This window comes from Gordonia sp. ABKF26 (genome assembly GCF_041103195.1).
GTDB lineage: Bacteria > Actinomycetota > Actinomycetes > Mycobacteriales > Mycobacteriaceae > Gordonia > Gordonia terrae.
On the sequence record NZ_JBGCVZ010000003.1, the window covers coordinates 4,540,587 to 4,565,543 of the forward strand.

Genomic DNA, 24,957 nt, shown 5'->3' on the forward strand with positions numbered 1-24,957 from the left:
CCCGCCACCGGGATCCGCCCACCGACGTCGGTCAGGCTGCATCTCGTTCGCATGCACGGACGCGTAGAGTGCGGGATCGATGTCCGCAACGCACGAACCGCGCGAGGACGAATCGGAAGCCACGAATCGTCCGCCGACGCGCCGAACCCAGGCCAAGGCGGCCCGTCGTGCCGAATTGCTGTCCGCCGCCGCTCGTCAGATGGCCGAGCGCGGGTTCGCGGGGGTACGGCTGGAAGACATCGGACGGGCTGTCGGGGTGAGCGGACCGGCGATGTACCGCCATTTCTCCTCCAAGACCGAGCTGCTCGACGAGATGCTCATCGACATCAGTCAGCGACTGCACGACGGCGGCAGCGAGGTCGCCGACCGCGGTGGCTCCCCGTCGGAAACGCTGGTGGCGCTCATCGGCTTTCACATCGACGTGCTCGTCACCCGCCCCGACCTCATCACCGTGCAGGATCGCGACCTGCCGTCGATGACCCCGGCCGCCAATCATCGGGTTCGACTGTTGCAGCGCCGCTACGTGGAACGGTGGGTGGATGTGCTCCTCGCCGTCACCGACGAGGCCGGCATGGCTCTCGACCGCGCCGAGGCCCGCGTGCGCGTGCACGCGATGTTCGGGCTGCTCAACTCCTCGCCGCGCCTGCCCGCTTTCGACCAGAACGGACTGCGTCGACTTCTGACCGCGATGGCGCTGGCTGCACTGCGGTGCGAGGTGCCGGATCAGGTGGGACCCGGCACCTCCTGATCACCAGCCGTCGATGTGCAGGACCGAATCGAGGGACTTCCGCGGTGCGGGCTTGAAGTCGGTGCCCTTGCTGTAGGCCACCGGCAGCAGCACACCCTGATGGATGTTGTCCGGGATGCCGAGGAGTTCGGCGATCTCCTTCTCGTAGTTGATGTGCAACGTCGTCCACGCCGACCCGAGACCACGGGCACGAAGGGCCAGCTGCAGGCTCCAGGCACCCGGCAGCAACGAACCCCACACACCGGCCTGATTACCCGCCGGCAGGTCCCCTCCGGTGTAGATGGCGCCGATGACCAGCACCGGGACCTGACCCATCGTGTCGGCGAGGTACTGGGCGCTGGACGCGACCCGCTTACCGGTCTCGTCCCGCGGGGCCTGGCCCGAGTAGTACTTCGCGAACGACTGCGCATAGTAGTCCGCGACCTTCTGCTTCAGCTCGGGGTCGGTGAGCACGATCCAGTGCCAGGTCTGACTGTTGCTGCCGGTCGGCGCCTGCAACGCGACCTCGAGCGCCTCCTTGACCACGTCGAGCGGCACGGGACGATCGAAGTCGAGACGCTTGCGCACCGAGCGGGTGGTGGTGAGGAGTTGGTCAGGGTCCAGGGGCAGTAGTTCGGTCATGTCTCCATCCTGCACACAACCGCTCTCGAGCACCACGTCACCCCCACACGGCGAACTGCCGTCCGCGGGTTCGGCTCGATGACCGGTCAGGGCGACTCCGGTGGCAGTGCACCGGCCTGTTCCAGATACTCCACCAGCCGGCTGGTGACTTTCGCCGTGCGCACCTGGGCCGGTGTGAAGAAGGCCGCGTCGGCGGCGTCGTCACCGGGACGCAGTTTCCCCGAGCGGATCTCGGCCCGGAAGTCGTGCACCTCGTACACCCGTCCGTCGCCGACCGGTATCTCGAGCTGGATGGCCGGTTCACCGACCGTCACCGCAAGACCGGTTTCCTCTTCCACCTCGCGCACCACCGCCTCTTCGAGCGATTCCCCGGGCTCGACCTTGCCGCCGGGGAGGCTCCAGTGTCCGGCCGACGGCTCGTTGCGGCGCAGTATCAACAGGATTCGGCCGTCCTCGTCGGTGATGAGTGCGCCGACGGCAACCACGCGGTCGGTCATCGGGCGTCCGCCGTCGGCACGCGCGTGCGCGCCTCGCTGTCCGGAACGGGCGAAGCGGCCAGGTACCGGGCGATCGAGTCACGGAGCGCCGACATCGCTTCGTCATCCGATCCGGCGTCGACGACGACGTCGATCATCCCCTGAGCCGCCATGCGACCGGCGAGAATGCCCTGCCGCGAGGCCATTTCACCGGCGTGGTCGAGATCCCGGTGCACGATGAGGCTCGCTCCCTCGGGCGGCAACGGCGAGAGCCAGGCATCGGCGCGCGCGACGCGGAAGTCGGCGGGGAAGAGCGCCAGCGCCGCACCGCCCGCACCCTGGCCCAACAGCACGGAGACCGTCGGCACCGGGGCGCTGATCAACTGGACTGTGCAGCGCGCTATCTGCGCCGCGAGGCCACCCTCCTCGGCGACGACCGACAATTCCGCGCCCGGGGTGTCGATCACGGTGACCACCGGGAGCCCCAGGTCCCCGGCCGTCAGGAGTGCCCGGCGCGCTTCGCGCAGGTGCCGGGGACCCGGCAACTCGCCGGCCGCCTGTGACGTCCGGTCATATCCGACGACCAGTGCGACGTGTCCGTCGAAGTCGCTCAGCGAGAATCGGAGTGGCCCGGCATCCGACAGCGGCGCGGAGTCGCCGTGCGCCAGGAACTCGACGAGTCCCGCGCGCTCGGGCTCCCGGGTCGCGCGGACACACGCCCAGGTGTCGTCCGGCTCCCCCGAACGCGTGCGTCGCGGACGTACCCGAATCGAGTCGGGCGGCGCCACCGCATCTCCCCGACGGGCGAGGAGGCGCAGTACCGCCGATAGGCGCTCGCGGAGGTCCAGGGGCGCGACCACGTCGTCGACAACCGTTGTGCGGACCAGGTTCTCGGCGGTCTGGACATCGTCGGGGAATGGCTCACCGTGCAGGCCCTCGTACACACGCGGTCCGAGAAAGCCGATGAGCGCTCCGGGTTGCGCCCAGGTGATGTGCCCGAGCGACCCCCACGAGGCGAACACACCGCCGGTCGTCGGGTGGCGCAGGTACACCAGATAGGGCAGTCCCGCGGCCTTGTGGTCGGTGACGGCACCGGTGATCGCGACCATCTGCAGGAACGCCGCGGTCCCCTCCTGCATCCGGGTGCCCCCCGAAGCCGGGAGGGCCAGCAGCGGAAGCCGCTCACGCGTCGCGTGCCGGACCGCCGTCACGATCCTGGCACCCGCGTCGCGTCCGATGGACCCACCGAGGAAGCCGAACTCACTGACCACCATGGCCACCGGGTGGCCGCCGATCACACCGGAGCCGGTGATCACCGATTCGTCGGACCCGGTGCGCTCGCGGGACCGCGCCAGTTCCTCGGCGTAGGCGTCGTCGTCGCCGTCCGAGGCGGACGCCGGACTCTCGACCGGGGAGTCCCACGATTCCCACGCTCCCTCGTCGACGAGCATGTCGCGCAGGACCGGTGCGCTCAGCCGTGCCCGTTCACCCATGGATGCCACCGTATCGGCTGCCCGCCGGTGTCATACTCACGTCACCTCGAACCAGTCGACCGACGGCCAGGAGACCCCGCATGTCCGACACGTTCCGCATCACCCGATCCATCACCGTCGACGCACCGCCCGAGGCGGTACTGCCGTACCTGACCGACTTCCGGCAGTGGGTGCACTGGTCCCCGTGGGAGGGCGTCGATCCGGACATGACGCGCGACTACTCCGGCGCGGAGCACGGTGTCGGCGCCGAGTACGCGTGGTCGGGCAACAAGAAGGCCGGACGGGGTGCCATGGAGATCACGCGCGTCGACGAACCCCGAGAGGTCGAGGTGCGCCTCGAGTTCGAGAAGCCGATGACGACCACCAACACCGTCACCTTCGAACTCGTTCCCCAGGGTCGGGCCACGCGGGTGTCCTGGACGATGGTGGGCCCGCAGTCGCTGTTCAGCCGCGTCGCCGGACTCTTCGGCATCTTCGACAAGATGCTGGGCAAGGACTTCGAGAAGGGGCTGACCCGACTCAAGGCGGTCACCGAGAGTAGATGACCCGGGTCCGCAGGAGGACGTCGGCCACCGACCGACGACGCCGGTCGATCACCACCCACACGAGGCCTATCGCGAAGAAGGTGCACAGCAGCGCGCGCAGCACCGCGATGGTCGGCCGGATGCGGGCCCCTTCCGAATTGACCACGCGCAGGCCCATCACGACCGACCCGAGCGTCCGTCCGGAGATCTCCCAGCACGTCGCGAGATACAGCACCGCGACGAGGACGAAGCCGGTCGTGGTGAAGATCAGATCGACTTCCGGCAGCGAGAATTCGCCGACCGAGATGACGAACTTCATCAGGGACAGTCCCGCGTAGGAGGCGCCGAGGATCGTCCAGACGACGAGGAGATCGAGGAACGAGGCGACACCCCGACTCACGATGCCGGCGTTCTTGTCCCGGTCCTGCACCGCATGCGCCTTGTGCGTGGGTGACCGGCCGGGCGTCGTCGGCGGCGGCGACGCCGGAGTCGAATCCTTCAGCGGCCCGGTCGGTTTCGGTTCAGCGGTCATCGAGGCCCCTCGGCGTCGGGCGCAGCCTCGACGGCCGCGGCGCCACGCCGGCGCAGAAACCGGTTGACCGCATTGGCCACCGCGTCGTCGGCGCGCTCACTGGTGCTGCGCACATCGGTCATCACATCGGCGGTCACCGATGTGCTCGCCTCGCGGATGATGTCGGGGAGATCGACGCCGTCGATGATCTCCTCGGCGAGCCCGATCAGATCGACCCGCCCGAGGATGGCGTCGATGTCAATCCGCGCGGCGATCGCGTCGATGTCGATTCCGGTGGCGACGGCATCGAGATCGACCTTGCCGATCACCGCGTCGAGGTCGACGAGGTCGATAGCCGCGTTCAGGTCCACCTGTGCCACAGCACGATCGAGATCCACGGTGGTGATCACCTCGTCGATGTCGATGAGTGCGAGCACCTCGCTGATGAGGCGCTTGAGGTCGACATGGGTGAGGACGAGGTCGGTGAGGTCGACCTCCTCGACCAGCGCGTCGACCACTTCCCGGATGACGACGCCCAGGACGGCTCTCGTCGTCGAGACCGCCACCGTCACAGCGGCGTCGGTGATCGTGGCGATCCGCGCCCGTGCGGACCCGATCAACCCGCCCGCCACCGGAAGCCGTTCGGCAACCCCCACGAGCACCCCGGCGTACCGCACCGACTCCCCCACCAGCTGGGGAATCGCGCCGCGTCGAGCCTGGGAGTTCACCGACGGATTATCTCACGCGGCGACTGTGGCGGGTCGACCCATGAAAAAGCCCGAGCGAGGAGGATTCCCGCTCGGGCTTTTCCGTGGGCGTCGAGGCTTACAGGGCCTGGTAGAGTTCCCGTGCCAGCGAGGCGGTCTCGGACGGCGTCTTGCCGACCTTGACGCCCGCGGCCTCGAGGGCCTCCTTCTTGCCCTGGGCGGTGCCCGCACCGTCGGAGACGATGGCTCCGGCGTGGCCCATGGTCTTGCCCTCGGGAGCGGTGAAGCCCGCGACATAACCGACGACCGGCTTGGTCACGTTGGCCTTGATGTACTCGCCGGCCTTCTCCTCGGCGTCGCCGCCGATCTCACCGATCATGACGATCAGCTTGGTCTCGGGATCCTTCTCGAACGCCTCGATGGCGTCGATGTGGGTGGTCCCGATGACCGGGTCGCCGCCGATGCCGATGGCGGTCGAGAAGCCGAGATCGCGCAGCTCGTACATCATCTGGTAGGTCAGGGTGCCCGACTTGGAGACCAGACCGATCGGCCCCTTGCCGGTGATGTTGTTCGGCGTGATGCCCACCAGCGCCTCACCCGGGGTGATGATGCCGGGGCAGTTCGGGCCGATGATGCGGGTCTTCTCGCCCTTCTCCACGTTGTAGGCCCACGCGTAGGCGGAGTCCTGCACCGGGATGCCCTCGGTGATGACCACGAGCAGCGGGATCTCCGCGTCGATGGCCTCGATGATGGCGTCCTTGGAGAACTTCGGCGGCACGAAGGCGATCGAGGTGTCGGCCCCGGTCTCCTTCATGGCCTCGGCGACCGAGGCGAACACCGGGAGTTCGACGTTGTTGCCGTCGGCGTCGACGTGCGAGACGGTGGTGCCCGCCTTGCGTGCGTTGACACCGCCGACGACGTTGGTGCCGGCCTTGAGCATCAGGGCGGTGTGCTTGGTGCCCTCACCGCCGGTGATGCCCTGGACGATGACCTTGTTGTCTTTGTTCAGAAAGATCGACATTTCCGTGGCTCCCTTACTTGCTCGCCAGCTCGGCGGCCTTGTCGGCGCCCGAGTCCATGGTTTCGGCGAGCGTGACCAACGGGTGGTTCGCATCGGCCAGGATCTTGCGGCCTTCGTCGACCTTGTTGCCGTCGAGGCGGACGACCAGCGGCTTGTTGGCGTCGGACCCCAGCTTCTCCAGAGCACCGACGATGCCGTTGGCGACGGCGTCACACGCGGTGATGCCACCGAAGACGTTCACGAAGACGCTCTTGACCTGCTCGTCGCCGAGGATGACGTCGAGACCGGCCGCCATGACCTCGGCCGAGGCGCCGCCGCCGATGTCGAGGAAGTTGGCGGGCTTCACGTTGTTGTGCTTCTCACCGGCGTAGGCGACCACGTCGAGGGTCGACATGACCAGGCCCGCACCGTTGCCGATGATGCCGACCTCACCGTCGAGCTTGACGTAGTTGAGGTCGTTCTCCTTGGCCTTGAGCTCCAGGGGATCGGTGGCGTCGCGATCCTCGAACTCCTCGTGGCCGGGCTGACGGAAGTCGGCGTTGGCATCGAGGGTGACCTTGCCGTCGAGGGCGAGGATCTGATCGTCCGGAGTGCGGACGAGCGGGTTGACCTCGACCAGGGTGGCGTCCTCCTTGACGAAGACCTCCCACAGCTTCGAGATGGTGACCGCTGCGGCGTCGAGCACCTCGGCGGGCAGATGGCCCTGCTCGGCGATCGAGCGCGCGGTCTCCAGATCGACACCCTTCACGGCGTCGACGGCGACCCTCGCGAGGCGCTCGGGCTTGGTCGCGGCGACCTCTTCGATCTCCATGCCGCCCTCGACCGAGCACATGGCCAGGTAGGAGCGATTGGTGCGATCGAGCAGGAAGGAGATGTAGTACTCCTCCGCGATGTCGCTGGCCTCGGCGACCAGCAGCTTCTTGACGACATGGCCCTTGATGTCGAGGCCAAGGATGTTGGAAGCGTGGGACTGCGCGTCGTCCGGGGTCGCGGCGTACTTCACGCCGCCTGCCTTGCCACGCCCGCCGGTCTTGACCTGCGCCTTGATCATCACAGGCTTGCCGATTTCCTCGGCGATCGCCCGCGCGTCGGCGGCATCATCGGTCACCCGACCGGGTGTGGTGGGAACCCCGTGCTTGGCGAACAGTTCCTTCGCCTGGTATTCGAAGAGATCCATTCAGCTCACCATCTCGTAGATTTGCCCGCGCAAGGGTGTAATGCGGGCCATATCGGACTTTAAACCTGTCGGAGATCGCCACCCCGCGCGCACCCTGCGCTTGTGCGACAGATCACTCGCTCGGTCGGCCCTCACAGGATTGGCGGCGCCGAGTGAGGGGGACACCCACCCCGAGCGTCCATGAGCAGCACATACACGCGCCGACATCCGTTCGCCGGATTCACAGGTTCGATGCACCATCGTGAACTGCAAATTCGTCAACTTCGAGCGTGGCGCACAAGTCATGTGACTCAGCTCACATTATGCCGGTTTGTCGCTTTCTACGGTTGGACTTGCCGCAATCATTTCGTTACCGTCGGCTCTCAGCGGTTGGTCACAGAAGGATTACGGACGGTAACTTCGAATCCGCCAACGACGAGATGCGGCAGCAAGAGATGAGGTGGACGATTTGGCGGGACTCGGTGTCTCACGCGGATCGGGCCGCGTCCGATCGGGCGGGTTGATCGATGACGTCACAGCGGAAGAGATGACCACGATCATCCCCATCGTCGACACCGACGACGCCGCCGGATACGACCTCAGCGACTACGACTTCGATTTCGCCGACTCCGCCGCCACCCGCGAGTCCTCCGACGCCGGCTGGACCCCGTCGTCGTGGCAGGGCTACTACCGCCCCACCCGCTCGGAGATCACTCAGGACATCCTGATCCCCGAGCACGAGTTCGATCAGTACGAGCACGACGAGCCGTTCGATGTCGACGGCGCCGAACTCGACGTCTTCGACGGAGGCGAACTCGACGCCGTCGCCAACGACGCCCTCGACGGCGAGAATCGCCCCTTCCGCACCAATCCGGCCGGACAGCGCGTGCGCCGTGGCGGCAAGCACCGCATCGCTGCGCCCCCGAACGCCCTCAAGGGCGGACGCGCCGCCCTCATCGCCATGGCGGCCGGCGCCGCCGTCGCCGCCGTCGCCCAGGTCGGCGCAGGCGACGAAGCGCCCGCCCCGGTGAACGCCGCCGCCGTCAACGACGCGTCAGCGCCCGGCGCCGCACCGGTCGAACTCGGCCCCGGAGTGGCCGCTGCGACAGCACAGACCGATCAGATGAACGTCTTCACCAACCAGCTCGGTGTCGGCGCCAAGATGGCCGCAGACCAGGATCGCCGCGAGGCCCTGGCCCGCCGCCCGCTCTTCACCTCGCCGATCCCGCTCGGCAGCTACGACTTCACCTCGGCCTTCGCGATGCGCTGGGGCACCATGCACGGCGGCATCGACATGGCCGCTCCGCTCGGGACCCCGATCCACGCGGCCACCGACGGCGTCGTGATCAAGGCCGAGCCCGCATCGGGATACGGCCACTGGGTTCAGGTCCAGGCGGCCGACGGAACGGTCACCATGTACGGCCACATGGCCTCCTCGGGCGTCCTCGTCAAGGAAGGCCAGCGCGTCACCGCCGGCGACGTCATCGCCCTGGTCGGCAACGAGGGCTTCTCGTTCGGGCCGCACCTGCACTTCGAGGTGTGGAAGAACGGCAACACCAAGATCGATCCCGTGCCGTGGCTCGCGGCCAAGGGCGTGAAGCTCTCCGGTTACACCGGCTAGCAGAAGGCCCCACAGGTCGCCTCCTGTTGCTTGGTGGCGCCATTGCAGCGCGCTCACGCTGCGCATCCGGTATTGATACCTGGCCGGATTGCGAACTGACGTTGAATTCTCGTCCATGTCAGCATGATTGAAGGGCACATTGCCCTTCGACCAAGGTGAGGCGGACGAGAATTTCCAATCGAACCGGGGAGTGAGCTGGCGAGGGTCCCACTCCGCGTCCACGCACCTCACCAGGACCTTCGTGACGGCCTCCGCTGGCTCCGGCCTCCTCAGGGAGCAGTGGGGGTCACTTCTTTCAGATCAGTGAGCCCGGCGAATCCGAGCGAGGCCCGCCGCGCACCCCTACAGCTTGTCCCCGGGAATCCCGCCCGCGGTGAGAAGAGTGACTCGACCCGCGCTGCCGCCGTAGTCGATCGTGACGCGCTCGGTGGCGCCGCTGCCTTCCTTGGCCACGACCTTGCCCATCCCGTACTTCGGGTGGTTGTGCCGATCGCCGATGTCGAGCAGGACCTGCTTGTTGCGACCACGTGCCGGATCCGAGGAATACGACGAACGTCCGCGACCCATCGACGACGAACCGCCCGAGCCGGAGAATCCCCCGTCGCGGCCGAACACTCCGCCCGAAGACCCGCCGAACCCCCGTGCCGAGCGCCGGGGTTCGGTGCGACGCCAGTCGATGAGGTGTTGCGGGATCTCCTGCAGGAAACGGGATTCCGGGTTCGACACCGGCTGACCCCACGAGGCGCGGGTGACCGAACGGGTGAGATACAGCCGCTGCTTGGCGCGGGTGATGCCCACGTACGCGAGGCGTCGCTCCTCGCTCAACTCGGCCGGATCGCCCAGCGCCCGCATGTGCGGGAAATGTCCGTCCTCCCAACCGGTCACGAAGACGACCGGGAACTCCAGCCCCTTGGCGGTGTGCAGGGTCATCATCGTGACCACACCCTCGCCCTCGTCGGGCACCTGATCGGCGTCGGCGACCAGCGAGACGCGCTCGAGAAACGCTGCGAGCGAACCGGGTTCGGGCTCACCCTCGCGGTCGACCTCGATGTCGGGGTCGTCGGCATCGGCGTCGACCTGTGCCGCGTCGGCACTGAATTCTCTTGCCACGGCGACGAGTTCGTTGATGTTGTCGAGCCGGGCGCCATCCTGCGGATCGTTGGAGGCCTCGAGTTCGGCCCGGTAGCCGCTGCGTTCGACGATCGCGTCGACGAGTTCGCCGATGTCCGCCGATTCCTCGGTGGCATCGAGGAAGGCCACGTCGGCGTCTTCGGTGCCCGCCTCGCCGAAGTGGGTGAGGAAGTCCGAACGCAGGCCCTCGATGAGTTCGACGAACCCGCCGATCTGCTTGACGGCCCGTGTGTTCAACAGGGCGACCTTGCCCTCGGCCGCGTCCATCAGCGACTCGTAGAAGCTCCGGCCGGTGTTCTCCGAATGCACGGCGACGCAGGCCTCGGCGCGGTCGCCGATGCCGCGCCGGGGGGTGTTGAGGATGCGGCGCAGGCTGACCGAGTCGTCCGGGTTGGCGACCACCCGCAGGTAGGCCACCACGTCGCGCACCTCCTTGCGCTCGTAGAACTTGGTACCGCCGACGACCTTGTACGGAATCCCGTGCCGGACGAACACTTCCTCGATCGCACGCGACCCCGTGTTGGTGCGGTAGAACACCGCGACGTCGGAGTACTTGTGGCTCGACGAACCGCCGATCGAGTAATCGGTGAGCTCCTCGATCTCCTTGGCGATGAACGTCGACTCGTCACGGTCGGAGTCGGCGACATAGCCGACGATGAGTTCACCCTCGCCGGAGTCGGTCCACAGCCGCTTCTCGCGCCGGTTCGAGTTGCGCGCGATGACCGCGTTGGCGGCCGACAGGATCGTTTGCGTCGACCGGTAGTTCTGTTCGAGGAGAACGGTTTCGGCGGACGGGAAGTCGCGCTCGAACTCCTCGATGTTGCGGATCGTGGCACCGCGGAACGCATAGATGGACTGGTCGGCATCGCCGACCACGCACAGTTCGGACGGTTCCAGACCGCTCGCGGTGGTCTGCTCTCCCACCAGCTCGCGGATGAGCACGTACTGCGCGTGGTTGGTGTCCTGGTATTCGTCGACCAGAACGTGACGGAACCGACGCCGGTAGTACTCGGCGACCTGCGGGTGCCGGTGCAGCAGCGCGACGGTCTCGCCGATCAGGTCGTCGAAGTCGAAGGCGTTGGCGGCGCGCAGCCGACGCTGGTACTCGGCGTAGATCCGGGCGATCGTCGTCGAGGTCGGATCGTCCTCGGGCGCCGAGGCCAGTGCCTCGTCGGGCGAGATCAGCTCGTTCTTGAAGTTCGAGACGGCCACCGACACCCCGCGCGGGCTGAACTTCTTGGGGTCGAGGTCGAGGTCGCGGATCACCATGCCGAACAACCGCTTCGAGTCGTCGGAGTCGTAGATGGAGAAGTTGGAGTTCATCGACTCCAGCAACCCCGACTGCGCGCGCAGGATGCGCACACACGTGGAGTGGAACGTCGAGACCCACATGTAGGCGGCACGGGGGCCGACGAGATCGATGACGCGCTCGCGCATCTCCGCGGCGGCCTTGTTGGTGAACGTGATGGCCAGGATCTGCCCGGGTGTGACATCCCGCGCGGCCAGCAGGTAGGCGATCCGGCGGGTCAGCACCGCCGTCTTGCCCGAGCCGGCACCCGCCACGATCAACAGCGGTGCGCCGGCATGCAGCACCGCGGCGCGCTGTTGCGGGTTGAGACCTTCGAGCAGGCGCGCGACCCGATCGTCGGCGGCCGCACCCGAGGTGGCGGCGCCCGCGCGACCGGCGAGAAGAGGGGCAGAAGAAGAGCTGTTCATCGGTTGTCCAGGTTACCCGCCACTGCCGACAGACCCCCGTCGGCCGGTCCGCTCGGCCCCGGTACGAGGTCCACCGAACAGTCGACCGGCCCCGTGGGTTGAGGCCCCGATCGTCGTCGCCCGCGGCTAATATGACGCCGTACCACCGGCTCGGGGTGCCCTGTCTGCGAACGAACTCGCATGCGGCGACGCCGCCCCGGCGAGCAGGAAGAGGCGCCCATGAAGAGACCGTCCATTGTCCCCGCCGCCATCGCACTCGGTGTCGGAGCACTGGCCCTCGTCATCGCGCTCGTCCTGTCGTTCGTGCCGTTCAGCAGCGCGGGCACCGTCGAACCCACGCCCGCCTTCCGTGCGCAGAAGAGCCTCGACGAGGTGCTGTTCAAGATGGCCACGAGCCCGGCGGCCAAGTTCACCGGCCGGGTCACCTACAAATACGACGACGAGCGCGGCGAGGGCACGGTCGAGTTCGACGACCTGATCGTCACCACGTCGAACACCGCCGAGGGCACGATCACCCTCGGCGCGCAGCAGGGCGAGTATCGCCAGATCGGCAACAGTCCGTTCATCAGCGCGCCCGGCGCCCTCTGGACCGAGCTCCTCGTCGACGCGGAGAAGACGAACCTCGACACCGGGCCCCTGGACAACAAGTGGGCCTCGACCCGCTTCACGAGCATGCCGCGCCTGGGCACGATCCTCGGCCCGGACAATCTCGCCGGCGACATCGGCAACATCGAGGCCGGCGACGCGCCGCAGCTGGGGGCCGAACTCCCGGCACCCAACAAGGGCACGCCCGACGCCCGCCACTGGCCGACCACCGACCCGCCGATCGAGTTCGTCGGTGACGACAAGGTGAAGATCGGGGCCTGGGAGGTCACGTTCGATCCGGAGACGAAGAACGTCACCAACGTCAAGGGTCAGAGTGTGCAGGGCCCGGTCACCTACGACATCGACGCGGCGGTCAGCCTGCAGCCGGCCGACCAGGCCCAGAAGGTGTTCGCCAACCAGCGCGCACTCGTCTCGGACCTCGTGTCGGTACCCGCGCCCGGGCTGTGGATGAAGCAACCGGTGGTGTCCTCGCGGCAGACCGGTGCATGCACCACCTCGTCGTGCGCCTTCGACTACACCGTGCAGGGCAGCCCTTACACCGACGACGTCCGCGGCCACTTCAACTACGGTCTGACGCTCAACTTCGCGGTCGGCAACCGACCACCCGGAGCGCTCGGCGGTGAGTGCAAGGTGGTCCTGCGGGTGGACTTCGGTCGCAACGGCACCACCCGGTGTGCGGCCACCAACCTCCCGCCGGACACCAACATCGCGTCGCGATACAGCTTCACCTACCTCGCGTTCATCGACTCGACCGAGACCGAGCTGAACGATCTCATCGACAACAACGAGAAGCAGACCAACACCGAGATCGTCTATGTCCGTACCGGAAACAAGGAACCGGAACAGGCCCGCTTCGGTGCCAGCGTGACCGGCCTGCCGAGCTACTACGCGATCAAGCGCGGCGACTACGTCTTCGACGGCATCGGCACCGACGGCAACATGCACGTCACCTTCGGTGACGGGTATCGGGAGCACATCGTCGGCGGCACCTTCGATCCGTCCTGGGAGGGCACCGAGGTGCTCCGCGAGCAGATGCAGCAACAGGTCACCGCGGCCGGGGACGCAAAGGTCGTCTACTTCGTCGCCGAGGAGGAGACCGCGTCGGCCCTCCGGGCCCTGATCGCCGCGGAGAACCAGAGCGACAACATCTCCGCCTTCTACTACGACTGAGGGCGCTCAGCCGCCGGCGAAGCGCGCCTCGGCGGCCTCGCCCACCCGACCGGCGCCGGTGTGCAACCGCAGCCCCGGGGTCAGGGGACGTATGTCCACGTGGTCGCCGCCGCCGTCGATCCGGACGTACACCGACCCCAGTCCCGCGCGGACCGGCGCCCGGACCGCTTCCCCGTCCTCGAGGGCGATCTCGATCTCGCCGTCCCGGGTCGCGCAGTAACTCAGCGCGATCGTCCAGGGCCAGGAGAAGAGCGGGCCGTCGAGTCGCAGTCGGGAGGGCCCGTCGACCTCCGGGGTGCGGCAGGTGCCCGAACCCGCGTAGATGATGCGTCGCTGGGTCACGCCGCCGGGCACGAGGTTTCCCGCGGTGTCGAGCACGAACAGCCGGTCGGTGGCCGCCCCGAAGTCGGGCCGGGGATCCACCCGACCGAAGATGCGGCTGATCTGATTGTCGGGGTAGACGAACGGCTGCAAGATCTCCAGCGGCACCGACTGATCGAGCATGGTCAGGCCATCCGGCCCCTGCGCCGCGGCATCGTGCAGCGACGCGGTCGCCGTCTCGAGGTAGTCGCCGGTCGGGTTGTCCCGCCACGACGACGAGAACGAGACCAGCGAGACCAGTGCGGACACCGCGACGAGCGCACCCACGACCGATGCGAAGGCGGGCAAGGCCGACCGCTCCTCGTCGAGCCCGGACTCCGCGTCGGACGTGCGCGCATGCCGCCCGCCCACCTCGGCGTTCCGGGCCGGCGCCGCACACAGCAGGGCCAGCGCGATGCTGAACACCAGCGCGGTGTCCGGGAGGTAGCGCATGTGCTGGGCGAGTTCGATCGCGGTCTGCGGGCTCGACCGATTCCACATCACCGGGATCTGCGCCGCGACCGCGTAGAGGGCCGCGCACGCGACGATCACCGCGCCACCGCGTCTGCGGGCCACCGCCCACCAGGTCACCGCGGCCAGCACCAGCCAGCCGCCGACGATCATCCACATCTGCGGGAAACCCGTCGGGGGGCTCGGTGTCCACCGTTCCCACTCCCACGGTCCGCCGACGAGCGAGGGCACGATCGCGTCGGTCACCGATCGCCAGACCAGACGCGCGGTCTGCGCCACCGAATGGTCACCCGACGTCGGATCGGTGGTGACGAAGTACACGGCAATCCACAGCGCGGCGGTGACGGTCAGCGCGATCCACAACTCCCGGGCCGCCCGCAGCGTCGGCATCGTCGCGCGCACACCGCCGTTCGCGAGGACGGCGGCCACCAGGGCGACCGGCAGGATATACAGCGACTTCTCGAAGAACGCCAGCGCGATCACGAAGACGATGGTCGAGCGAACCCACACCAGCCTGCGCCGCGCGTCGTCGACGTCACCGCAACCGAGGCGCACCGCGTCGGCGACGATCCACGCCATCGCCGCCTGCATGGGCAGGGTGTTGAGGCCCGCGGCCCACCAGGCGAAGGCGGGCACCGTCATCGGACTGAACAGATAGAACGCGAGCGCGACGAGCGCACCGATGCGGGCGCGCGGCGCGATGGTCCGCACCATCCGCCACACCGCCACCGAGGCGATGCCCTGCAGCACGACCAGCATGAGTGCCGGCAGCACCCAGTTCAGCGGCGCCAACCAGGTGGCCACCCCGGCGAGCAGGAAGGCCGCGGGCATGAAGTGGCCGTCGTGACCGTGTCCCAGGTACTCCCAGGACAGGATCGGGTTCGACGACGCGCGCGCGACGAGGACCAGGTCGTCCCAGTAGAAGTTGCCGGTCGCGACGAGCCAGCCCCGGACGATCAGCTGGCCCACGATGAGGGACAGGGCGACGAGGGACACCATCCGCGCATTGGGCATGCGCTCCAGTTTCCATGTGCGCCGAGCGCCGTCGTGGTCGGGTCGGGTGACTCGGCCGCGTGCGGGTCATCGGGGGGCGTCGTGGCAAAATCGGGCGCGTGACCGATCGCAGCCCCAGCCCCGGCGCTCAGGACCCCCGCCCGTCCGGCGGCACGTCCTTCGAGAACTCGATCGACCTCGACAAGTACCAGCTCTCGTCCGAGGTCGGCGACCTGCCCGACGACATCGACCAGCTGCGACTCGAGATCGATCGGCTCGACGCCGTCATCCTCGCCGCGATCAAGCGCAGGTCGGCGGTGTCGAAGAAGATCGGCGCCGCGCGGATGGCCTCCGGCGGACCCCGCCTGGTCCACAGCCGCGAGGTGAAGGTGCTCGAGCGCTTCCAGGACCTCGGCCAGGAGGGGCACACCCTCGCGATGCTGCTGCTGCGCCTGGGGCGTGGACCGCTGGGCCGCTGATCTCTCGGCACCCCGCCGCCCGCGCGGTGATCCGGTGACGTGCTCTCGCCGCGTGTGACGACCGTCGCGGCCCGGCCGCCGAGCACATAGGGTTAGGGGTCATGAGCACCCAGGCCCCTGGCAGCGACTTCACCGGCACCGACCACGGCGACATCACCGCGACGCAGTCCTGGCAGGCGCTCGCGGCTCATCAGCCGCACGTGTATGCCATGCATCTGCGTGAGGTGTTCGCGATCGATCCCGCGCGCGGCACCGAGCTGACCGTCGACGTCGGGGATCTGCACATCGACTACTCCAAGCACCGGGTGCTGCGCGAGACCCTCGAACTGCTGATGAGCCTGGCCCGCGAGATCGGTCTCGAGGAGATCCGCGACGACATGTTCGCCGGAACCCACATCAACACCTCCGAGGACCGCGCGGTCCTGCACACCGCCCTGCGGCTGCCCGCCGACGCGACACTGACCGTCGACGGCCAGGACGTCGTCGCCGACGTCCACGAGGTCCTGACCCGGATGGGCGAGTTCACCGACCGCCTCCGCAGCGGAGAGTGGAAGGGACACACCGGCAAACCCATCACCGATGTGGTCAACATCGGCATCGGCGGTTCCGACCTGGGACCGGTCATGGTCTACCAGGCGCTGCGCCACTACGTCGACGCCGGAATCCGCTGTCACTTCGTCTCCAACGTCGACCCCGCCGACATGGTCGGCACACTCGCCGACCTCGACGCCGAGACGACACTGTTCATCATCGCCTCGAAGACCTTCACCACCCTCGAGACGCTCACCAACGCCGCCGCCGCACGCACCTGGCTCCTGCAGGCGCTCGGCGCCGACTCCGACGCCGTGGCAAAGCATTTCGTCGCCGTCAGCACCAACGCCGCCGAAGTCGCCGAGTTCGGCATCGACACCGACAACATGTTCGGCTTCTGGGACTGGGTCGGCGGCCGCTACTCGGTGGACTCCGCGATCGGACTGTCGGTGATGGCCGCGATCGGCAAGGAACGCTTCGCCGAGTTCCTCGACGGCTTCCACCAGGTCGACGAGCACTTCCGCACCCAGCCCCTCGAGCGCAACGCGCCGGTGATCCTCGGCCTGATCGGCCTCTGGTACAACAACTTCTGGGACGTCGGCGTTCGTGCGGTACTGCCCTACAGCAACGACATGGCCCGCTTCGCCGCCTACCTGCAGCAGCTGACGATGGAGTCCAACGGCAAGTCGGTCACCGCCGGCGGCCACCACGTCACCACCGACACCGGTGAGATCTTCTGGGGCGAACCGGGAACCAACGGTCAGCACGCCTTCTACCAACTGCTGCACCAGGGCACCCGGATGGTGCCCGCGGACTTCATCGGCTTCGCCGAACCCACCGACGACCTACCGACCTCCGCCGACGGGACGGGCTCCATGCACGACCTGTTGATGAGCAACTTCTTCGCCCAGACCAAGGTGCTCGCCTTCGGCAAGACCGCCGACGAGATCGCCGCCGAGGGCGTACCCGCACACGTCGTGGCCCACAAGGTGATGCCGGGCAACCGACCCACCACCTCGATCCTCGCCCCCCAGCTCACCCCGTCGGTGATCGGCCAGCTCGTGGCGCTCTACGAACACCAGGTCTTCGTCGAAGGCGCCATCTGGGGCATCAACCCCTTCGACCAGTGGGGCGTCGAACTGGGCAAGACCCAGGCCAAGGAACTGCTCGGCACCCTCGTCCAACCCGAAGCACCTGACACCCACGACGATTCGTCGACCGACGCCCTCGTGACCTGGTACCGGCAACGCCGCGGCCGCGCGGTCTGAGGGGTTTCGACAAGCTCAACCGGCGGTTAGGTCCAGTACTCCTCGTCGAAGACCTCGTCGGGGATCTCGTCCCCGGGTTCGACGCCGAGGGACTGGATGCGGCCCATGATCGCGGCCGCGGTGGCCACGTAGGTGACGAGATCTGTTGGCTCCACGTCACGTTCGGCGGGATCGCCGCCGAGGAACTCGTACAGGGTGGGCGGCACGCAGGCGCCCATGTCCAGCGCGCGGGTGCCGGTCGCCGCCCGCCAGGCATCGAAGCTCGCGACGTCCACGGCCTCGGCGACATCGCCGGTGCGGATCGCCTCGGCCACCTCGTCGACGGTGGCCAGCTCGCCCGAGGTCCCGCTCGACGGATCGAAGCCCAGAACCGTGTCGACGGAGGTCGTCTCGTCGTCGGTGAGGGTGAAATAGACGATGCCCCGCCAGTCGGAGCCCATGGCCGCGATGTCCGTGCGGTCGAAGATCTCGCCGAGCAGTTCGCCGACCTGCTCCCGTTGCCGGGCGCCGAACGCCTGAAACGCGCCCGACGCCACCACTTGTCCCTGCTTGTTCGCCACGACGGCCACCTTACGCAGGGTCAGTCGTCGACACCGAGGACGACCACGCGCCCCGACGCCGGAGACAGGTAGACCCGCGCCTGCCACTGCGCCGACGAGAAGGCCCGGTCGAGTTCCGGGCTGCCGAGCAGCTCGCCCGGCGGGACGAACTCGCGCAACTCGTTCACCGGCGACAGGGGCTCCGGCACCGGTTTCGCCTCGTACTCCGCCGCCCACCGCGCGACCTGATCGGCGCCGGCGTTCATCACCGCGTCGAACCAGTAGGTGCTCGGCCCGGGTACGCGACCCGTCGCGCTCGTCCCGAGAGTGCCTGCCGCCCAGCCGTCGACGGTCGCGTCGGCCAGCGCCGGGAACCGCGCCGCCACCGGCTCGATGTCGCGGCGCGGGCCGGTCGTCAGCGTCTTCGTCGGCTGCGACGTCGATGAGGGGTGCACCGACGAGGATGCCGGGACCCGGCCGGCCGGTGCCGACGGCACGCAACCGAGCAGCCCGGCACAACCGACCACGGCGGCGACTACGACCCACCAGGACCGCCACCGGTTGCGCGTCATTCCGCCACGCTAGTCCCCTCCGGCCATGTGCACGATGAAAGGTCCACTGCGTGAATGAGTTCCGCTCGAGGCGGAAACGCTCAGACCAGTCGGCGGCTGACCGACGCCGGCAGGAACTTCAGCGCCGCGGCGATCGGCGTCCACGGCCACGCGGGTACGGGCGCCCACCCCTTCTCCGCCTCGATCGCCTTGACCAGCGCATCGACGCCCTTGTCCGTCTCGACCATCAGGGAGGTCTTCACGCCCCGGTTGATGTCGGTCTCGATGTAGCCCGGCGCGACCACCGACACCGTGATCGGCGACGAGGCGAACTCGGCTTGGAGCCCCTGCCCCAGCGCCGTCAGCCCGGCTTTCGACGCCGAGTACGCGGCCTGCGCCTTCGGCATGCCGCGGACACCCGAGATCGAGCTGACGAGCACCAGATGGCCGGCGTTCTGCGCCCGGAAGATCTCCAGTGCGGCCTCGGCCTGGGCGAGCGCGCCGACCAGATTGGTCTGCACCGTCTCGATGTTCGCCGCGGCCTTGCCGGTACCGAGGGGCGCCCCCTTGCCGAGTCCGGCGTTGACGATGACCCGGTCGAGACCGCCAAGCCCGTCGGCCAGTCTCCCGAAGACCTCGGGAACGGCCTCGACGTCGGTGACGTCGAGCGCCGCGACCTCGACACGTTCGGCGGACGGCCGGAGCTCATCGGCCAGCGCCTCCAGTTTGTCGCGTCGGCGGGCCGCGAGCGCGAGCGAACGCCCTTGCGCGGCGAAGCGCCGGGCCATGCCCTCCCCCAGCCCCGAACTGGCCCCCGTGATGAGAATTCTCTGTCGTGTCGTCACGACCGCCAGGCTACCGGCCGGTAAGTTCCGGGTTCTCCGCCCGGCCGCGACGGCTACTTCAGCAATCGCGACATCCGCCGATCGGCGAGCACCTTCCCGCCCGTCTGGCATGTGGCGCAGTACTGGAAGGACCGGTCGGCGAAGGACACCTCGCGGACGATGTCGCCGCACACCGGGCACGGCAGGCCGGTGCGGGCGTGTACGCGCAGGCCGGTGCGCTTCTCGGACTTCAGCCGCGCGACGGCCTGGCCTTCCAGTCGACCCGTCGCGTCGGTGAGCACGCCGCGCATGGCGTCGTAGAGAGTGGCGACCTGGTCAGGCTTCAGCGTTTTCGACGAGGCGAACGGCGACAGACGTGCGGTGTGCAGGATCTCGTCGGAGTACGCATTGCCGATCCCGGCGATGATGTGCTGGTCGGTGAGCACGTTCTTGATCCGGCCGGTCGTCCCGGCGAGGATCTCCGCGAATTCCTCGGCCGTCAGTTCGAGCGCATCGGGTCCCAGGCCCGCGATGCGTTCGACCTCGGCGAGTTCGCGGACCAGCCACACGGCGAGCCGCTTCTGGGTGCCGGCCTCGGTGACGTCGAATCCCTCACCGGGTAGTCCACAATGCACGCGCAGGGCGATCGGGCTCTTGCCGCCCGGCCGCAGGGGTTTGGGCGACAGGTCCTCGCTCCACCGCACCCAGCCCGCGCGCGACAGGTGGATGACCAGCTGCAACAACGGCTCTGACGCGGTGGCCGCCGAACCGGGAACGGTCCGGATGACCAGGTACTTCCCCACACGTCCGACGGATTCGACGATCCGGTCCATCAGCGCCGTGTAGGGCGGATCGGCCGTCTTCAGCACCGACAGCGACGCGACGTCGACCCGACGGATCGGGAGTCCGGCCGCTCGACCGTCGACGTAGTCGGCGATGGCGGCCACCTCTGGGAGCTCAGGCATGCCACCAGTGTGCTCTAGTTGTGGGATGAACTCCCGACTTTCCGACGCCGACCTGGCCGCCCGGATCGCGCAGGGAGCCGGCGAAGTACTTCTCGGAATCCGGTCCGGTGACCTGCTGGGCGGCGCGATGCTCGGCGATGTGGGCGATGCGCTTGCGCAGGCCTGGATCTCGACGGTGCTGCGCAAACACCGGCCACGCGACGCGGTGCTGTCCGAGGAGGCCGCCGACGTCGGCGACCGGGCCACCGCCGCTCGGGTGTGGATCATCGATCCGCTCGACGGCACAAGGGAATTCGCCGCCGGTTCGGCGGACTGGGCCGTGCATGTCGCCCTGACCGAGGGCGGGATCGTCACCGAGGCGTCGGTGTCGCTGCCCGCGACGGGTGAACTGTTTCGGTCGGACACGGTCGAGCGCCCCGCCGGTGAACTGACCCGCCGCCTGGTCACCTCCCGATGGGGCGGTTCCTACGAGACCAGTCATGTGGCGAACCGACTGGGTCTGCAGATGGTGCCGGTCGGCTCGGCGGGGGCGAAGGCGATGGCCGTCGTCCGCGGGGATGCCGACGCCTACGTCCACGCCGGCGGTCAGTACGAGTGGGACAACGCCGCGCCGGTGGGGGTCGCGCTGGCGGCTGGCCTGCACTGCAGTCGACTCGACGGTTCGGAGATCGTGTACAACAACCGGCATCCGTACATGCCGGACTTCGTCATCTGCCGCAGCGAGATCCGCGACGAGATGCTCGCCGCGCTGCAGCAGATCTGGTGAATCGGTGCGGGCAGAGGACGTTCCGCTGCCGGTGTGTGCCCGGCCCTGGTGAACTGGATCGGTGAACGGAATCGGCGACGCGGTGGTGCGCATCGGCCCCGCCCTGGTGGTGGTCATCGTGCTGCTGGCCGGCGTCGCGGTGATGGTGAACCGCCGAGGCGGGTTGGCTCGGGAGACCGTCGTCGCCACGCTGCGTGCCGCCGTACAACTGGCTGCGCTGGCCGCCGTGCTCGCCGCGGTCGTCCCGCACCTCTGGGCCTCGGCGCTGTTCGTCGCGGCGATGGCCTCGGCGGCCGCGTGGACCTCCGCCCGACGTGTCCGTCCCGCGCGTCCCCGACTCGCCGACGTCATCTGGTGCGCCGGGCCGGTCGCCGCGCCGACGATCGTGATCGTGACCGCCCTCGTCGTGGCCGGGGTGCTCCCCGGTCGCGGTATCGCCGTGATCCCCACCGCCGGGATCATGCTCGGCGGCGCCATGGTGACCGCCTCGCTCGCCGGTCGACGGGCACACGACGAGCTGCGCGTGCGTCGGGGTGAGGTGGAGGCCGCACTGTCGCTGGGCTTCGAGCGGCGAGACGCGCGGATGGAGATCGCCGGCCCGGCGTCGGCCACCGCCCTGATACCCGGCCTCGATCAGACGCGGTCGGTCGGCCTCGTCACCATCCCCGGCGCATTCGTCGGGATGGTCCTCGGCGGCGCCTCGGTGTGGGCGGCCGCGGCCATGCAGCTGTTCGTGCTGATCGCCCTGCTGGCGGTGAGTTCCATCGCCATGGTCGTCACCGTGGAACTGGTTGCGCGGGAACACCTGTGACGACGACTACCGACTCGTTTTCCGTAGTAGATAGATGTCCATGATCCAGCCGATCCGGTCCCGGGCCGCGGCGCGCGCTTCGACGATCCGGTCCGTGACCTCGCCGACCCGGCCGCTGATCAGGATCTCGTCGTCGGTGCCGACATAGGCACCCCACCAGATGTGATCGTCCGGGTCGGCGGTGTGCCGGAAGGCGAGGTCGGCGTCGAGCATCACGACCTGGTTGGCGTCGGCGCCCACGGGCGTGTCCGCCAGGCGCCGGCCGGTCGTCGTGTGGATCGGTTCACCGACGCGGTTGGCGACGATGCCGTGCGCCGCGGTGAGCGCGCTCGCGCTGGTCACGCCGGGGATGACCTCCACGACGAGTTCGAGGTCGTCGCGGGCCGCGAGATCGTCGACGATGCGCAGCGTGCTGTCGTAGAGTGCGGGGTCGCCCCAGACCAGGAAGGCGGCCACACCGCCGTCACCGACCTCGTCGCGTAGCGCGGCGGCGATCAGATCGGCGCGCGCAGCATGCCAGCGGCGGACCTCGGCGTCGTAGTCCTCCGGTTCGCGATCGCGCGGTGGGTCGGGGATCTCCACCAGCGAATGACCCTGCCGCGCATGCTCGGCGAGGATCGCGCGGCGGGCGTCGAGCAGACCGCTCTTGGCGGTACCCTTCTCGAGTGCGAGGAAGGCGTCGACGTCGGCCATCGCGTCGATGGCCTGCAGCGTGATCTGACGCGGGCCCCCGGGTCCGATCCCGATGACGCGCAGTGTGATTCGCACGGTCAGATCGTCACCTTGGGGAGTCCGTGCTTGCGGGCGGTCATATCCAGGATGAGCTGCCTCGGCGCGAGGCGTCGGAGGAGGAAGACCAGGCCCGCCTGATTGCCCTTGGCATAGAAGGGCTTCGGATGGTCGGCGAGAGCGGCGTCGACGATCTGGGTGGCCATGCTCTCCGCGGTGATTCCCGCGTCCTCGTTGCGACGCGTCGCGGCGGCGAGCGTCTCGTACTCGGCGCGGTACGGCGAATCGTCGCCGATGTGGATGCTCCGGCGATCACCGATCCCGGTCGCGATCGTGCCCGGCTCGACGCTGATCATCCGGATACCGTAGGGCGCCAGCTCGCGTCGGGACGCGAGCGCGAACGCCTTCAGCGCCGACTTGGTCGCGGCATAGTTGGACCGGAAGGCAACCGGGAAGCTGGACAACATCGACCCCACCATCACGACCGTGCCGCGACGCCGCAGACGCATCCCGGGCAACACCGCCTTGGTCAGCGCGATGGGTCCGAAGACGTTGACCCGGAACAGATCTTCGACGGCGGACATCGACGTGTCCTCGAGCGCACCGGCCTGGGACTCGCCGGCGTTGTTGATCAGGATGTCGACCTCGCCGACGAGGGCCGCGCACGATTCGGCGGAGGCGTAGTCGGCGTTGTCGAGCCGGACATAGGTGACGCCCGGCAGCGGGTTGCGCACGGAGTCGGGGTTGCGGGTGGTGCCGTACACCCGGTGCCCCCGCGCGACGAACTGACGGGCGACCTCGGCGCCGATGCCACTGGTCGCGCCGGTCACGAGGACGGTCTGTGAAGTCACGACCGCAACGGTAGCGCAGCGGACCGGGCGTCAGATGAGCTTGTCGTACCGGCGGGTGAGGATGCTGAGTTCCGCCGCGACCCGCTCGGTGTCGGGGCCATAGGGCCGCCGCGGATTCCGCGTGAACCAGTCGGAGATCCGCTGGCCCGGCGTCCGCTGTCCGGCGGGGGTACGACGCGCGGCGAGAGCCAGCACTCCGGTCGCGCAGGCGACCGAGACGACGACGACAAGGGCGAGAACGAAGAGGAGTGTCATGGCAGTAATCATTCGCCCACGGCTTTCCCGCCAACAGTGGCAGCAAAGCCATTGTTCGCAAATTATCTGCCATACTGGTGCGGTGTTGAAATCCGTCGGCGTCCTCCTCTACGGACGCGTCGCGCTGTTCGAGTTCGGGGTCGTCCACGAGGTGTTCGGCCTGGACCGCACCGACGACGGGGTCCCGGCCTTCGACTTTCGCGTCGCGTCCCCCGAACCGGGATCCTCGCTCGGGGTGGGCAACGGGGTCTCGCTGCAGGTGTCACACACCCTGCCGGAGTGCCGGGACGTCGATCTCGTGGTGATCCCCGGCGGAAGCATCAGCGGCGACTACCCCGACGAGATCCTGGACACCATCGGTGCGGTCGTCGACAACGGCGGACGCGTCCTCACCGTCTGCTCGGGCGCGTTCGTCGCCGGTGCCGCCGGACTCCTCGACGGTCGCCGGTGCACCACCCACTGGCGGTACGGCGACGATCTGGCGCGCATGTTCCCCCAGGCGCAGGTCGACACCGATGTCCTCTTCGTCGACGACGGCCCCATCACCACGAGCGCCGGCACTGCCGCCGGGATCGACGCGTCACTGCATCTCGTCCGCGAGTCCTGGGGGCCGGCGGTCGCCAACCGGATCGCGCGACGGATGGTCGTGCCACCGCATCGCGACGGCGGCCAACGCCAGTTCGTCGAGGCGCCGATGCCGGCGTGCGCCGACGAGGGATTCGGCGCGTTGCTCGCCTGGATGACCGCGAACCTCGACCGCGACATCAGCATCGACGACATGGCGACCCGTATGCACATGTCGGGGCGGACCTTTGCGCGACGGTTCGTCGACGAGGTCGGGATCTCGCCTCGTCGCTGGCTGACCGAGCAGCGCGTGCTCTCGGCGAAGAACCTGTTGGAGTCGACCACCGCGAGCGTCGACGAGGTGGCGCGGCGGGTCGGGTTCACGTCGGCGACGCTGCTGCGCCATCACTTCGCCGCGAGTGTCGGCGTCTCGCCGCTCGTCTACCGTCGGCGGTTCGCGAAATCCGGCGCCGATGCATAGCCCGAGACCGCTCAGCGG

General features: G+C 68.5%; 25 protein-coding genes. 9 read left to right on the forward strand and 16 right to left on the reverse strand.

What is annotated here, in order from left to right; genetic code table 11:
- The first annotated feature begins 79 nt into the window (after positions 1-79).
- Complete coding sequence (locus AB4Z55_RS20995) at positions 80-748, forward strand: TetR/AcrR family transcriptional regulator (RefSeq protein WP_004020093.1); 669 nt, start codon at positions 80-82, stop codon at positions 746-748.
- Here AB4Z55_RS20995 and AB4Z55_RS21000 read toward each other — a convergent pair whose 3' ends face one another.
- The 3 genes from AB4Z55_RS21000 to AB4Z55_RS21010 form a co-directional block, all read right to left on the reverse strand.
- Positions 749-1,369, reverse strand: coding sequence for a nitroreductase family protein (locus tag AB4Z55_RS21000; protein ID WP_239402896.1), 621 nt, complete (start codon positions 1,367-1,369; stop codon positions 749-751). It abuts the gene before it with no gap.
- 86 nt (positions 1,370-1,455) lie between these two features.
- Positions 1,456-1,866: an NUDIX domain-containing protein gene (locus tag AB4Z55_RS21005; protein ID WP_354563261.1), complete on the reverse strand. Its 411-nt coding sequence runs from the start codon at positions 1,864-1,866 to the stop codon at positions 1,456-1,458.
- Entirely contained in the window at positions 1,863-3,338 is a 1,476-nt protein-coding gene (locus AB4Z55_RS21010; RefSeq protein ID WP_369520447.1) for a carboxyl transferase domain-containing protein, read from the reverse strand. Before AB4Z55_RS21010 ends, AB4Z55_RS21005 begins: the two co-directional genes overlap by 4 nt.
- 80 nt (positions 3,339-3,418) lie before the next feature.
- On the opposite strand from AB4Z55_RS21010, the gene AB4Z55_RS21015 reads away from it, so the two are divergent.
- A complete protein-coding gene (locus AB4Z55_RS21015; RefSeq protein ID WP_239402893.1) occupies positions 3,419-3,883 on the forward strand; it encodes an SRPBCC family protein in 465 nt (154 codons plus the stop codon).
- On the opposite strand, the gene AB4Z55_RS21020 is transcribed toward AB4Z55_RS21015, so the two are convergent.
- The 4 genes from AB4Z55_RS21020 to sucC all read right to left on the reverse strand — a co-directional run bounded on the left by AB4Z55_RS21020 (position 3,867) and on the right by sucC (position 7,278).
- Entirely contained in the window at positions 3,867-4,394 is a 528-nt protein-coding gene (locus AB4Z55_RS21020) for an RDD family protein (protein WP_239402892.1), read from the reverse strand. The genes AB4Z55_RS21015 and AB4Z55_RS21020 overlap by 17 nt on opposite strands.
- A complete protein-coding gene (locus AB4Z55_RS21025; RefSeq protein ID WP_239402891.1) occupies positions 4,391-5,101 on the reverse strand; it encodes a hypothetical protein in 711 nt (236 codons plus the stop codon). Before AB4Z55_RS21025 ends, AB4Z55_RS21020 begins: the two co-directional genes overlap by 4 nt.
- 97 nt (positions 5,102-5,198) lie before the next feature.
- Positions 5,199-6,101: a succinate--CoA ligase subunit alpha gene (gene sucD, locus AB4Z55_RS21030; RefSeq protein WP_004020100.1), complete on the reverse strand. Its 903-nt coding sequence runs from the start codon at positions 6,099-6,101 to the stop codon at positions 5,199-5,201.
- 13 nt (positions 6,102-6,114) lie between these two features.
- Entirely contained in the window at positions 6,115-7,278 is a 1,164-nt protein-coding gene (sucC, locus tag AB4Z55_RS21035; RefSeq protein ID WP_004020101.1) for an ADP-forming succinate--CoA ligase subunit beta, read from the reverse strand.
- Positions 7,279-7,717: 439 nt separating this feature from the next.
- On the opposite strand from sucC, the gene AB4Z55_RS21040 reads away from it, so the two are divergent.
- Positions 7,718-8,878, forward strand: coding sequence for a M23 family metallopeptidase (locus tag AB4Z55_RS21040; RefSeq protein ID WP_369520448.1), 1,161 nt, complete (start codon positions 7,718-7,720; stop codon positions 8,876-8,878).
- A gap of 342 nt (positions 8,879-9,220) precedes the next feature.
- Here AB4Z55_RS21040 and AB4Z55_RS21045 read toward each other — a convergent pair whose 3' ends face one another.
- On the reverse strand, positions 9,221-11,725 hold the full coding sequence (locus AB4Z55_RS21045; protein ID WP_369520449.1) for a UvrD-helicase domain-containing protein: 2,505 nt from the start codon (positions 11,723-11,725) through the stop codon (positions 9,221-9,223).
- A 219-nt stretch (positions 11,726-11,944) separates the two neighbouring features.
- Here AB4Z55_RS21045 and AB4Z55_RS21050 point away from each other — a divergent pair, with 219 nt between their 5' ends.
- A complete protein-coding gene (locus AB4Z55_RS21050; protein WP_239402888.1) occupies positions 11,945-13,501 on the forward strand; it encodes a hypothetical protein in 1,557 nt (518 codons plus the stop codon).
- 6 nt (positions 13,502-13,507) lie between these two features.
- On the opposite strand, the gene AB4Z55_RS21055 is transcribed toward AB4Z55_RS21050, so the two are convergent.
- Positions 13,508-15,346 carry a hypothetical protein gene (locus AB4Z55_RS21055; RefSeq protein WP_239402887.1) on the reverse strand — a complete coding sequence of 613 codons (1,839 nt, stop codon included), beginning with the start codon at positions 15,344-15,346 and terminating at the stop codon, positions 13,508-13,510.
- 98 nt (positions 15,347-15,444) lie between these two features.
- Between AB4Z55_RS21055 and AB4Z55_RS21060 the strand changes: the two genes are divergently transcribed.
- Both AB4Z55_RS21060 and pgi read left to right on the forward strand, forming a co-directional pair.
- On the forward strand, positions 15,445-15,804 hold the full coding sequence (locus AB4Z55_RS21060; protein ID WP_064571230.1) for a chorismate mutase: 360 nt from the start codon (positions 15,445-15,447) through the stop codon (positions 15,802-15,804).
- A gap of 101 nt (positions 15,805-15,905) precedes the next feature.
- Positions 15,906-17,603: a glucose-6-phosphate isomerase gene (gene pgi, locus AB4Z55_RS21065; protein ID WP_064571231.1), complete on the forward strand. Its 1,698-nt coding sequence runs from the start codon at positions 15,906-15,908 to the stop codon at positions 17,601-17,603.
- 26 nt (positions 17,604-17,629) lie between these two features.
- Here pgi and AB4Z55_RS21070 read toward each other — a convergent pair whose 3' ends face one another.
- From AB4Z55_RS21070 to AB4Z55_RS21085, 4 genes are all read right to left on the reverse strand, one after another.
- Complete coding sequence (locus tag AB4Z55_RS21070; protein ID WP_248644914.1) at positions 17,630-18,163, reverse strand: hypothetical protein; 534 nt, start codon at positions 18,161-18,163, stop codon at positions 17,630-17,632.
- A gap of 20 nt (positions 18,164-18,183) precedes the next feature.
- Complete coding sequence (locus AB4Z55_RS21075; protein WP_369520450.1) at positions 18,184-18,714, reverse strand: hypothetical protein; 531 nt, start codon at positions 18,712-18,714, stop codon at positions 18,184-18,186.
- An 80-nt stretch (positions 18,715-18,794) separates the two neighbouring features.
- The gene (locus tag AB4Z55_RS21080; RefSeq protein WP_004020112.1) at positions 18,795-19,538 is read right to left on the reverse strand and encodes an SDR family oxidoreductase; all 744 of its coding nucleotides are present in this window, start codon (positions 19,536-19,538) and stop codon (positions 18,795-18,797) included.
- A gap of 53 nt (positions 19,539-19,591) precedes the next feature.
- The gene (locus tag AB4Z55_RS21085; protein ID WP_101820338.1) at positions 19,592-20,482 is read right to left on the reverse strand and encodes a DNA-formamidopyrimidine glycosylase family protein; all 891 of its coding nucleotides are present in this window, start codon (positions 20,480-20,482) and stop codon (positions 19,592-19,594) included.
- A 25-nt stretch (positions 20,483-20,507) separates the two neighbouring features.
- On the opposite strand from AB4Z55_RS21085, the gene AB4Z55_RS21090 reads away from it, so the two are divergent.
- Both AB4Z55_RS21090 and AB4Z55_RS21095 read left to right on the forward strand, forming a co-directional pair.
- Complete coding sequence (locus AB4Z55_RS21090; RefSeq protein ID WP_004020114.1) at positions 20,508-21,248, forward strand: 3'(2'),5'-bisphosphate nucleotidase CysQ; 741 nt, start codon at positions 20,508-20,510, stop codon at positions 21,246-21,248.
- A gap of 61 nt (positions 21,249-21,309) precedes the next feature.
- The gene (locus AB4Z55_RS21095; RefSeq protein ID WP_369520451.1) at positions 21,310-22,059 is read left to right on the forward strand and encodes an ABC transporter permease; all 750 of its coding nucleotides are present in this window, start codon (positions 21,310-21,312) and stop codon (positions 22,057-22,059) included.
- A gap of 6 nt (positions 22,060-22,065) precedes the next feature.
- Here AB4Z55_RS21095 and cobF read toward each other — a convergent pair whose 3' ends face one another.
- Genes cobF through AB4Z55_RS21110 form a run of 3 tightly spaced genes read right to left on the reverse strand, consistent with a single transcriptional unit; the run spans position 22,066 to position 23,894 of the window.
- Positions 22,066-22,827 carry a precorrin-6A synthase (deacetylating) gene (gene cobF, locus AB4Z55_RS21100; protein WP_248644909.1) on the reverse strand — a complete coding sequence of 254 codons (762 nt, stop codon included), beginning with the start codon at positions 22,825-22,827 and terminating at the stop codon, positions 22,066-22,068.
- A 2-nt stretch (positions 22,828-22,829) separates the two neighbouring features.
- The gene (locus tag AB4Z55_RS21105; RefSeq protein ID WP_101820334.1) at positions 22,830-23,639 is read right to left on the reverse strand and encodes an SDR family oxidoreductase; all 810 of its coding nucleotides are present in this window, start codon (positions 23,637-23,639) and stop codon (positions 22,830-22,832) included.
- Positions 23,640-23,669: 30 nt separating this feature from the next.
- Positions 23,670-23,894, reverse strand: coding sequence for a hypothetical protein (locus tag AB4Z55_RS21110; RefSeq protein ID WP_004020120.1), 225 nt, complete (start codon positions 23,892-23,894; stop codon positions 23,670-23,672).
- 82 nt (positions 23,895-23,976) lie between these two features.
- Here AB4Z55_RS21110 and AB4Z55_RS21115 point away from each other — a divergent pair, with 82 nt between their 5' ends.
- Complete coding sequence (locus AB4Z55_RS21115) at positions 23,977-24,939, forward strand: GlxA family transcriptional regulator (protein WP_033203698.1); 963 nt, start codon at positions 23,977-23,979, stop codon at positions 24,937-24,939.
- The last annotated feature ends 18 nt before the right edge of the window (positions 24,940-24,957 follow it).

Coding starts and splice junctions, on each gene's coding strand:
- AB4Z55_RS20995 (WP_004020093.1), top strand. CDS start 80: ATGTCCGCAACGCACGAACCGCGCGAGGACGAATCGGAAGCCACGAAT.
- AB4Z55_RS21000 (WP_239402896.1), bottom strand. CDS start 1,369: ATGACCGAACTACTGCCCCTGGACCCTGACCAACTCCTCACCACCACC.
- AB4Z55_RS21005 (WP_354563261.1), bottom strand. CDS start 1,866: ATGACCGACCGCGTGGTTGCCGTCGGCGCACTCATCACCGACGAGGAC.
- AB4Z55_RS21010 (WP_369520447.1), bottom strand. CDS start 3,338: ATGGGTGAACGGGCACGGCTGAGCGCACCGGTCCTGCGCGACATGCTC.
- AB4Z55_RS21015 (WP_239402893.1), top strand. CDS start 3,419: ATGTCCGACACGTTCCGCATCACCCGATCCATCACCGTCGACGCACCG.
- AB4Z55_RS21020 (WP_239402892.1), bottom strand. CDS start 4,394: ATGACCGCTGAACCGAAACCGACCGGGCCGCTGAAGGATTCGACTCCG.
- sucD (WP_004020100.1), bottom strand. CDS start 6,101: ATGTCGATCTTTCTGAACAAAGACAACAAGGTCATCGTCCAGGGCATC.
- sucC (WP_004020101.1), bottom strand. CDS start 7,278: ATGGATCTCTTCGAATACCAGGCGAAGGAACTGTTCGCCAAGCACGGG.
- AB4Z55_RS21045 (WP_369520449.1), bottom strand. CDS start 11,725: ATGAACAGCTCTTCTTCTGCCCCTCTTCTCGCCGGTCGCGCGGGCGCC.
- AB4Z55_RS21050 (WP_239402888.1), top strand. CDS start 11,945: ATGAAGAGACCGTCCATTGTCCCCGCCGCCATCGCACTCGGTGTCGGA.
- AB4Z55_RS21055 (WP_239402887.1), bottom strand. CDS start 15,346: ATGCCCAATGCGCGGATGGTGTCCCTCGTCGCCCTGTCCCTCATCGTG.
- pgi (WP_064571231.1), top strand. CDS start 15,906: ATGAGCACCCAGGCCCCTGGCAGCGACTTCACCGGCACCGACCACGGC.
- AB4Z55_RS21075 (WP_369520450.1), bottom strand. CDS start 18,714: ATGACGCGCAACCGGTGGCGGTCCTGGTGGGTCGTAGTCGCCGCCGTG.
- AB4Z55_RS21085 (WP_101820338.1), bottom strand. CDS start 20,482: ATGCCTGAGCTCCCAGAGGTGGCCGCCATCGCCGACTACGTCGACGGT.
- AB4Z55_RS21090 (WP_004020114.1), top strand. CDS start 20,508: ATGAACTCCCGACTTTCCGACGCCGACCTGGCCGCCCGGATCGCGCAG.
- AB4Z55_RS21110 (WP_004020120.1), bottom strand. CDS start 23,894: ATGACACTCCTCTTCGTTCTCGCCCTTGTCGTCGTCGTCTCGGTCGCC.